Origin of the sequence: Bacillus sp. JJ1127, assembly GCF_036965845.1 — a bacterium.
Lineage (GTDB): Bacteria > Bacillota > Bacilli > Bacillales > Bacillaceae_G > Bacillus_A.
This window is the reverse complement of record NZ_JBALQK010000258.1, coordinates 1-9826: the sequence shown is the minus strand read 5'-3', so window position 1 is coordinate 9826 and position 9826 is coordinate 1. Positions and strand designations below refer to the sequence as shown.

Annotated in this window: 9 protein-coding genes; 7 read left to right on the top strand and 2 right to left on the bottom strand. The window is 37.2% G+C overall.

Going from position 1 to position 9826, the window contains the following annotated elements:
- Positions 1-35: 35 nt before the first annotated feature.
- Positions 36-2327 (top strand): binary toxin-like calcium binding domain-containing protein, encoded by a 2292-nt coding sequence (locus tag V7183_RS21540; protein ID WP_335360777.1) that lies wholly within the window; start codon positions 36-38, stop codon positions 2325-2327.
- A 62-nt stretch (positions 2328-2389) separates the two neighbouring features.
- Here the strand turns inward: V7183_RS21540 and V7183_RS21535 are convergent, their stop codons facing one another.
- Entirely contained in the window at positions 2390-3379 is a 990-nt protein-coding gene (locus V7183_RS21535) for an NAD(P)/FAD-dependent oxidoreductase (RefSeq protein ID WP_097896188.1), read from the bottom strand.
- 465 nt (positions 3380-3844) lie between these two features.
- On the opposite strand from V7183_RS21535, the gene V7183_RS21530 reads away from it, so the two are divergent.
- Positions 3845-5053, top strand: a complete 1209-nt coding sequence (locus tag V7183_RS21530) for an NAD(P)/FAD-dependent oxidoreductase (RefSeq protein WP_335360776.1) — start codon at positions 3845-3847, stop codon at positions 5051-5053.
- A 513-nt stretch (positions 5054-5566) separates the two neighbouring features.
- On the opposite strand, the gene V7183_RS21525 is transcribed toward V7183_RS21530, so the two are convergent.
- Entirely contained in the window at positions 5567-6001 is a 435-nt protein-coding gene (locus V7183_RS21525) for a DUF5391 family protein (protein ID WP_097899101.1), read from the bottom strand.
- Between the two features lie 256 nt (positions 6002-6257).
- On the opposite strand from V7183_RS21525, the gene V7183_RS21520 reads away from it, so the two are divergent.
- From V7183_RS21520 to V7183_RS21500, 5 genes are all read left to right on the top strand, one after another.
- Positions 6258-6752, top strand: coding sequence for an NUDIX domain-containing protein (locus tag V7183_RS21520; protein ID WP_097899102.1), 495 nt, complete (start codon positions 6258-6260; stop codon positions 6750-6752).
- A 17-nt stretch (positions 6753-6769) separates the two neighbouring features.
- Complete coding sequence (locus V7183_RS21515) at positions 6770-7087, top strand: YuiB family protein (protein ID WP_097899103.1); 318 nt, start codon at positions 6770-6772, stop codon at positions 7085-7087.
- Positions 7088-7172: 85 nt separating this feature from the next.
- Entirely contained in the window at positions 7173-7799 is a 627-nt protein-coding gene (locus V7183_RS21510) for a 3D domain-containing protein (protein ID WP_141523369.1), read from the top strand.
- 69 nt (positions 7800-7868) lie between these two features.
- The gene (locus V7183_RS21505; RefSeq protein ID WP_097899105.1) at positions 7869-8243 is read left to right on the top strand and encodes a DUF309 domain-containing protein; all 375 of its coding nucleotides are present in this window, start codon (positions 7869-7871) and stop codon (positions 8241-8243) included.
- Positions 8244-8319: 76 nt separating this feature from the next.
- A complete protein-coding gene (locus V7183_RS21500; protein ID WP_335360775.1) occupies positions 8320-9804 on the top strand; it encodes a leucyl aminopeptidase in 1485 nt (494 codons plus the stop codon).
- Positions 9805-9826: the final 22 nt, after the last annotated feature.

Sequence of the window (9826 nt, the reverse complement as noted above, 5' to 3'; positions counted from 1 at the left end):
CCACTAGATGGTAGAAAACAAGGAGAAAAATGACGATGAAAAAAAAGAAATTGAAGCCAGCATTTGCTGTATTAAGCAGTGTAACAATGGCACTAACTTTAGCATCCCCTGCTTTAGCAGACGTAAATCAGCCAAGTCCAGAAAGTAAAGTTGAGAAGTTCCAAGAGAATGCAAATGTAAAAGAAGAAAAAGCTGTTCTTGGAACTGACGGAAAAAAAGGACAGATTTCTACTGAAAAAATTGAAGTACAAAATAATGATTGGGATAAAGATGGTATTCCTAACGATTTAGAGACAAATGGATATAAAATTGAGTTCAATTACCAAACTGGGAAAAATGAAGCGCAAGCATGGGATCCAGAGAAAGATAAAGGAAAGTTAAAATTCATCACGAATTCTATGAGTGCGAATTCAGATGGAGATCCTTTTACAGATGATTATGAAGTTGCACATTTTGGCAGTGATTCTGATACTGATTTCAATCCAATGGTTGCCAATATGCCGAACTTACAAATTGGCATCAAACGTATTGGAGTTACCCCTATTAAGGAAATTACAGATTCAAAAGGAGGATCTATTAATAAGGGCTGGGAGAAAAGTGTATCTACACAACATTCCTTTAATGTTGGTCTAACTGTGGGAGGCGGTGTTGAAGGTTCAGCAGCAGGCCCAACACCAAAAGCTGATGCTTCATTAAATGTCGGCTATGGATATTCAAAAACTGACACGGAAACAGAAAGCTATTCTAATAATTTTGATTGGTCTACTGCAACAACAGTTGATACAGCAAAAGCAGCAAAAGTAAGTTTACAGTTAGAGTATAAAAATACGGGTACAGCATCGGCTGAAAATGTTTCTCCACATTTTAACATTCGTTTAGGGGACAAGATTATCAATACTGTAAAGGCAACACAAGATCGTTATAAAGCACAGCATTTAAGCACAGAAAAAGGCGGAAGAAATAAAACAGAAGTATTAATCGATAGTTTAGAAGGTCAAGCGGATGTAAATATTTACTTAACGTTAGATGAATTAAAAGCTGTTGAACAAGGTGCACTTCTTTCTGTTGAAGTATTACCGACGAGCACAATGGACGTGTCTATCGAACAAGACGGAGAATTTAAAAATTTAGGAGATGCAGGGAAATATGAATCTCGTGTAAATGCTTCTACTGCATTACTAGAAACAGATATCGGAAATCAACCGAAGTTTAGAGTGTATGCGCCAAATGGTGTTGGTGCGAATACAAATTTAAAGTTGAATGAGGTTTTAAAACATATTAACGTAGATTCTAAAAAAGTAAATGCGCTTGTAGAAAATTACGGTGGACAGCGAGACGTCTTTGAGAAAAACAGTTTAGAAAATATAAAAGAAGAGGCTGTAACGAAAGGTTGGAGAGTCGGTGTTTTTGAACAACTACAGCCACCGACATTATCATATAGCGCTTATGATCCAATTAAGAAAAAGCTTTATGCGGCAGTCGTACCTGGCTTATTAGGAGCAAATAATGAAATTACTGCTTCTTTTGAAAAGAGAAATTCTAAAACAACACAACAAGTAACATTGGTGAAAAATGGGAATTCATATGAATCTAAAGAAACTGTAAGCTTAGATCAATTCGATCCATCAAAAGAAGTGACATTTGAAATCAATGATGCACAAAAGAAACTTCCGACACAAAAGATCTCTACAGCTGTTAAGTATAATAAAGAGTTCGATAACTTATTAGTAGATAATAATGGTGAATTTATTGTAGAAGGAAAACCGTATTATTTGAAAACGTCTAGCTCGGAAATTCGTGAAGGTAACGTGAGAGAAGAGTGGCATGTAAGTACTTTATTTCAAACTGTAAACGGAAAATATGTACACTTTAATCTAAAAGGAAACAACTGGGATGGATTAAGACTTGGACCGAAGAAACAAGAAATACATGGACCAGATATTGAAGCTACATCAGTAATCATTGAGAGAAAAGGTCAGTCTAGACCAGGAGAGCCAATTGGAAAAGATGAGGAAGTATTCCTTAAATTTACGAACAGTACTCATGGTGGCTATCAATACCTTAACGTTGGAAATGGGTATGATTATAGTTGGTTAGATCAAGAACGTAACAGATCGACAATTAAATTAGATAAAATTCCGAATCAAAAGAGCTTCTATTTAAAATCTGATTCTACTTATATCACGTATAGATACAATAAATGGGTTGGTAGTGTCGCAGATAATGGGATTTTCCCACCTGTATCTTTACATGAGAATATTTTAACAGGTGAGCATACAAATTCACCAGATGAGAAGCATAAATGGGAGTTAGAAAGTATTAAGTAAAGTAAGAAAAGAAGGCACAATTTCTATTGTAGAAATTGTGCCTTCTTTATCATATCTATACATTAAAACATACTAGAGCTATGCATTGGCTGCAGTTTTGCATTTGGATCGAAGTAAGCTTTTGCATTGTTTACTGCTGTTGGTGCTTCACCAAAGCCACATGCAATGAGTTTTACTTTTCCTTCATATGTACAAACGTCACCAGCTGCATAAATGCCAGGAATATTTGTTTCCATTTTAGAGTTTACAACGATGCTGTTCTTTTGAATGTCTAAGCCCCAGTTTTTAATTGGACCAAGGGACGAAACAAAGCCGTAGTTTACGATGACATCATCAACGTCAATGACAACCTTCTCTTCTGTTTTGACATGCTGCAGAACAACTTGTTCAATTTTGTCTTCACCAATGAGTTCAACTGGAACGTATGGCGTTTTTACTTCTGCGCGAGAATTCATTAAGTTTTCTACGCTATGTTCATGAGCGCGGAATTTATCACGGCGATGAACAATTGTAACTTGGTCAGCGATTGGCTCTAACATCATTGTCCAGTCTACCGCAGAATCACCGCCGCCAAATACAACGACGCGTTTTCCAGCAAATTTATTCATATCATCAATAAAATAGTGCAAGTTTTTCTTCTCAAATTTTTCTACACCGTCTAATTCTAAACGGCGTGGTTGGAAAGCACCGTTACCAGCTGTAATAATGACAGATTTAGAATAGTGTGTTTGTTTATTTGTTACAAGCTTAAATACGCCATCAGCTTGTTTTTCAAGTGTGTCCACTGCTTCTTCTAAGCAAACGGTTGGATCAAACTTTTTCATTTGCTCTTTTAGGTTGTTCACCAATTCTTGAGCGCGTACTTTCGGAAATCCCGCAACGTCATAAATATATTTCTCAGGGTATAGTGCGGACAATTGTCCTCCAAGCTGTGGTAAGCTCTCAATAATTTTTACACTTGCCTGTCTCATTCCGCCATAAAACGCTGTAAATAGCCCTGTTGGACCTCCACCAATAATCGTTATGTCGTAAATTTTTTGATTTTCTGTCACTATTTATGCCCCCCTATATATGGAATTTTGATATTGATTCCATATATTTTTCATATGTATACGAAAATCCTGCAAATGATTGTACTTCATTTAAATGATAGCATATTTTAGTTCATAATATGTAAGAAAACGACGGAATTGTGTGTAAGCTTTTGCATAGATTAGTTAGAAAGAGGTATAAAATATCTCGGTAGGAAAATACATGAAATATAGGCTTAAAAACCCTTGAAAACGCTATGTTATTTTAAAATAATGATAATTCTCTAGGTGCTTGAATTATGAAATGAAACCGACTAATATAGGAAAGTATTATGTTAATTTTTTATGACAAATTTCGTAATTTTTTTTGAATACGTTTTGTTGTAATTGAGAATGTGATAAATTCCACATTCTTGACAAATTGAGTGTTTAGCACTTTGATCTTATTTTTTCATTACTATTAATAAAGAAAAGGGTTGTGATTCAGTGAAAACTCCAAAAATCGTAGTTTTAGGTGCAGGTTATGGTGGGATGATTACGACTGTTCGTCTACAAAAAACATTATCTGTAAATGAAGCTGAAATTACGTTAGTAAACAACAACAGCTATCACTACCAAGCAACTTGGTTACATGAAGGTGCAGCTGGCACATTACATCATGATAAAATCCGTCTCGACATTAAAGACGTTATTGATACAAATAAAGTAAACTTTGTACAAGATACAGTTGTAGAAATTAAAGCAGCTGAAAAACGCGTTATCTTAAAAAATGGTGAGTTAGAGTATGATTACTTAGTAATCGGTCTTGGCTTCGAATCTGAAACATTTGGTATTAAAGGATTGAAAGAGCATGCATTCTCTATCACTAACATTAATGCAACTCGTCAAATTCGTGATCATATGGAATATAAGTTCTCTCAATATGCGACTGAAAAGCGCGATGAGTTAGTAACAATCGTTGTTGGTGGCGCAGGGTTTACAGGTATCGAGTATGTAGGAGAACTTGCAAACCGTATTCCTGAACTTTGCAAAGAGTATGATGTTCCACGTGAAAAAGCACGTATCATCTGTGTAGAGGCTGCTCCAACAGCACTTCCTGGTTTTGATCCAGAATTAGTTGAGTACGCTGTAAAACAGTTAGAGAAAAAAGGCGTAGAATTCCGCATCGGTACAGCAATTAAAGAAGCGACTGAAGAAGGCATTTTAGTTGCAAATGGTGACGATGTTGAGTTACTTAAATCTGAAACTGTTGTTTGGGCTGCTGGTGTTCGCGGTAACGGCATTGTGGAAGAGTCTGGCTTTGAAGCGATGCGCGGACGTATTAAAGTTGATGAGTATATGCATGCTCCAGGTCATGAAGAGGTATTTATGGTTGGTGACGCAGCGTTAATCATTAATGAAGAAAATAACCGTCCATATCCACCGACAGCACAAATTGCAATTCAGCAAGGTTACAACATTGCGCATAACTTATCTGTGTTAATTCGCGGTAAAGGCGAAATGAAGAAATTCGTATTTGATAACAAAGGTTCTGTATGTTCATTAGGACATGACGATGCAATGGGCGTTGTTATGGGTAAAAAGCTAACGGGCTGGAAAGCTTCATTCATGAAGAAAGTAATCGATAACCGTTACTTATTCTTACTTGGTGGACCTTTATTAGTTCTTAAAAAAGGTAAATTGAAGTTCTTTTAATATATAAATATAAATGAAAAAACCTTTCTTTTTTGATGGGAGAGAGCATCCGGCCATGCATAGAAGCGGTCAGGGCTTTTTCCTACCCCATGCCATGTTAAAACAAAGGGAGTAAACGAGTGGAGATCCACTTTTGTTTTCACAGCCGTGTTTTATCCCGCTATTTGCGGGCAGTAATACTCCCACCTCAAAATTCGGTGAAAGCATTGTCCAGCTCTAGCGGCTAGAATCTCCGGTCGTTTCGCCCCCTCGGACGAGGCAAAAAGCGCCTCTCTGCCCTTGGCGCGGGCGTCCTGCGATTCTGAGCAAGCCGCTTCCGCTTTTCTAAAGAAGTTAGGTGGGAGATAAACTGCCCGTAAAAGCCCGATTGGTGAGGGCTAATAATCCGTGGGGGATGAAGAAACCCCCCCACGGATTAAAGTTTCACTTTATATGTTGGAAAATCAAAAGAGGTATATAGTAGAAAGAAGCAGAAACGGCTAGGAGGCGTTTCTGCTTTTTTTAATTTCTATTTTATTGTGCATCCAGTGTATAAGTAGAAGTTCTTTTTGAGCGAAAAGCAACAAAAAACCAAATTACATTTGTGATTGATACCGCTGCGCAAAGAATGATGACTCCTAAGAAAGAGGAGGCGTTATAGTCACTTGCGCGTATTGTAATAAATACAGCTGCAAGTATCACAAGATGTACGAATAGCCCCATAACGCAAAGAAAAGCCATAATGAATTGTATTGCCTTCACTCCTCCTATATAAAGAAGTAGAGGTACGATATAAAATAGTAAAATCATGCCGATTGATTTCCACATGCCTAAAGAGTTAAATTTATTTGCATTAGGTCCTAAATCAGCAAGTGGTGAAAGTGAAATGGCAACTAAGACAGAGCAGAAGAGTAATGCGGAAACTAATGTTACAAATACAATACTGGACTTTTTTGATTGATTTCTCATTTTACTTTTTACTCCTTTCGCAATGAATAGGTGTGATGTAATATTCAAAGAAGAATTTTGAAGGAATTCGAGACCTTTCTACAGGGAAATAATACCCTATATTTACATTATATAAAATATATGGAAAATGCAGAAGGGTAGAAAGAAACGTAGTAACTGAGGAACAAGGAAGATTATGTTATTCTCACTGAAAAATATAGTATAATATATAAAAAGAATGAATATTCTGTCCTTTAGGTGAAAGGGGTTTTACATCATGGGGAAACGCGGGAATGTTTGGTTAGCTGTAAGTGGGCTTGTAGTTACAAAAGATGGTCGATGGCTCTTTGTAAAGAAAAAATACGGCGGGTTAAAAGGGAAGTGGTCGTTACCAGCTGGTTTTGTAAATGAAGGAGAAACAATTGATCAAGCCGTTAGACGTGAAATTTTAGAAGAGACAGGCATCGTTGCACATGTAAAAGGAGTGATTGGTATTCGCTCTGGTGTCATTCGTGATGAGATTAGTGATAATATGATTATTTTTCTGCTGGAGCCAGAAGGAGAAGAGGTTACGGTTCAAGAGAAGGAACTGTCTGAAGTAGCTTTTTTACATCCGAAAGATATTGCGTATGGTCAAGATGCTTCTATATTAGTTCGGCACTTACTTGAAGGGAATACAGAACCGCTTCTTGAGATGGAAACAACTTTAAATCCAGGAGAGCAATTTGGATATACATCGTATCATGTGTTTACGGCAGGAGATAAGAAATAGAAGGAGAGGGGAAAGGATTGAGTATCCCGGTATTACTTATTTCAATGATGTTGTTTTTTATACTTTTTTTTGGAATTGGTTTTTTGCTCAACATGATTTTACGTGCGACGTGGGTGATGGTTGTCATCTATCCAATTGTTTGTATGCTTATTATTAATAAAGCAGGTGTGTGGGATTATTTTTCAAAACCGAAAGAAACATTCTCTTCATTTGGAACAAGTGTATCGCATCTTGGACAAGCCGATCTTTTTATTTTATCGACTGGATTTATAGGAGCGATTTTAGCAGGAGTTGTGATAAAGAAACTTCGAAAAAGTGGATATCAAATGTTTTAGTCTCCAAGCCGTTTGGAGATTTTTTTTTGCATATTTCTTTCTCGTATAGGGAATGACTAACGATGAAGGAGTGTGGAATATAAAAATGTTAAAACGATATGGTATTCGCATTATGATGACTTGTTTACTTGTAGCAGCATTATGTGTGACGTGGCAAGCATTCACAGGAGTTTCTTTAGTAGATATTATAAAAACATATAAAGAAAGAGATGTAAAAGAAGTACATGCAGCTGAAATGAAAAAACAAGTTGTTCCGAGTAAAGAAGTGATAAATGCTTTAGAACAGGCAAATGACTGGTCGAAATATCGTGTTATGGAAATGACTGCAACTGGTTATACGTCAGGTGCCGAATCAACAGGAAAAAGCCCTGGGCATCCAGAGTATGGTATCACGTATTCAGGTGTAAAGGCGAAAAGAGATTTATATTCTACAATCGCAGCGGATTTACGAGTATTTCCAATTGGGACCATTCTTTTTGTACCAGGTTATGGGTACGGTGTTGTCGCGGATAAAGGCGGCGCTATAAAAGGAAATCGACTTGATTTATATTATGAGACTGTTCAAGATGTATATAGCCAGTGGGGCAAGAAAAAGGTAAATGTATATGTAGTAAAAATGGGAAATGGTAAATTATCAGAAGATCAGTTAACGATGCTGAACCAAGATGAAACAATGCAAGTATTCCGTGGTCAATATTTGAAACAGAGATAGTCTAGTGTGATTAACACTGGACTTTTTTTATTGTCCTGTTTCACAATATAAGAAAAACGGGGTGCGACAGTGGAAGACTATCCTTTTGCGTATTATGAGTTTTTCGTGAAATATAATGAAGGAGATTATTATACGTGCCATGATTTGCTTGAAGAAATGTGGCTGGAAGAGCGGAGTAATTTATTTTTAAAAGGGTTACTACAAATGGTAGTTGCTCAGTATCATTACAGTTATGGAAATGTAAAGGGAGCGCGCCTTATGATGGAAGTGGCAGAGCAATATTTGACGCCATACTGCCCTGTGCATTGGAACTTAGATGTAGAAGAAATCGTAATATTTGTGAAAGAGTGCCGAAAAATAATACCTGAAAAAATAGAGAGCATTCCATATGCAAGAATACATGAGCTACCATCGTTACCTGAGTTTTTTATATACATGAAATGAAAGAGAAGTTAGAATTATCGCATTTCCGAAAAAATACAGTTATAATGAAAGATAGAGAAATCTAGGGGGTTTGAATATGTTTCAAGTACAAAAAGAATTAGCAAGCCATGAAGCAGTCATTGTTGCCTTATTCGAAGAAGATAAAGCGAGCAGCTTTGTGCAGGAATTAGACAAAGCGTTTGATGGACAATTACAAGTTCTATTAGAAGAGAAAGAACTTAGTGCAAAGAAAAAAGCCATTTCAAAAGTGCATAGCTTAGGAAAAACAAATGTAAAGCGTTACTATTTCGTTGGTCTTGGAAAAAAAGAAGCATATACAACAGAAACATTACGTGCTTCACTTAGTAAGGCATTTAAAACGTTACAATCTGCCAAAGTACAAGATGCTGCCATCTTACTTGATTCGTTCGTAACAGATAAATTAGACGCAATTGATGTTGCACATATTGCAGCTGAAGTACATTCCCTTGGTACATACGAATTACAAACATATAAAACAGGTAAAAAAGAGAGCGTAGAGCTAGAAACACTTGCCGTTATTACAGCGGAAGATGCAAAAGAAATCGAAGCTGCATTAATGGTTGGATATGTACACGGACGTGCTACAAACTCAGCTCGTACACTTGTAAATATGCCGCCGAACATGTTAACAGCAACAACGCTTGCAGAGTATGCAGTTGAGTTGGCGGAAAAATACGATATGGATTATAAAGTGCTTGAGAAAGAAGAAATAGAAGAGCTTGGTATGGGGGCATTACTTGCCGTAAACCAAGGTTCTACAGAGCCGCCAAAAATGATTGCTCTTATTTATAAAGGAAAAGAAGAGTGGACAGATGTTATTGGCTTTGTTGGAAAAGGGATCACATATGATACAGGTGGTTACTCTTTAAAACCACGTGAAGGCATGGTTGGTATGAAAGGCGATATGGGCGGCGCTGCAGCAGTTCTTGGTGCAATGGAAATTATCGGGGAACTTCGTCCAGAGCAAAACGTGGTTGCTGTTATTCCATCAACAGACAATATGGTAAGTGGTACAGCATTTAAACCAGATGATGTGATTACATCTATGAGCGGTAAAACAATTGAAGTATTAAATACAGATGCAGAAGGTCGTCTAGCATTAGCGGATGGTATTACGTATGCGAAAAAACTTGGTGCAAATTATCTTGTTGATGTTGCAACGTTAACAGGCGGTGTCATCGTTGCACTTGGAAACCATACAACGGGTGCAATGACAAACAATGAAACATTGTTTGAACAAGTATTAGAAGCATCAATGGAAACGGATGAGCCAATTTGGCAATTACCGATTTTTGAGCGTGATAAAGAGCGCGTTCGTAACAGTAAATTTGCAGATTTAAATAACTCACCGGGCCGCGAAGGTCATGCAGTAATGGCAGGAACATTCCTTGGTGAATTTGCAGAAGAAACACCATGGGTACACTTAGATATCGCTGGAACATCTGAGACAAAGGGTGCACATGATTTAGGTCCAGCTGGAGCAACAGGTGCAATGGTTCGTACACTTGCAACACTTGTTGAACGTTTTGGGGAAGAATAAGATTAAAAAAGGGGCTGTCCCA

What these genes read in the sequence shown, in the direction of transcription:
- V7183_RS21540 (WP_335360777.1), top strand. Translation starts at nt 36, where the DNA reads ATGAAAAAAAAGAAATTGAAGCCAGCATTTGCTGTATTAAGCAGTGTA.
- V7183_RS21525 (WP_097899101.1), bottom strand. Translation starts at nt 6,001, where the DNA reads ATGAGAAATCAATCAAAAAAGTCCAGTATTGTATTTGTAACATTAGTT.
- V7183_RS21520 (WP_097899102.1), top strand. Translation starts at nt 6,258, where the DNA reads ATGGGGAAACGCGGGAATGTTTGGTTAGCTGTAAGTGGGCTTGTAGTT.
- V7183_RS21510 (WP_141523369.1), top strand. Translation starts at nt 7,173, where the DNA reads ATGTTAAAACGATATGGTATTCGCATTATGATGACTTGTTTACTTGTA.
- V7183_RS21500 (WP_335360775.1), top strand. Translation starts at nt 8,320, where the DNA reads ATGTTTCAAGTACAAAAAGAATTAGCAAGCCATGAAGCAGTCATTGTT.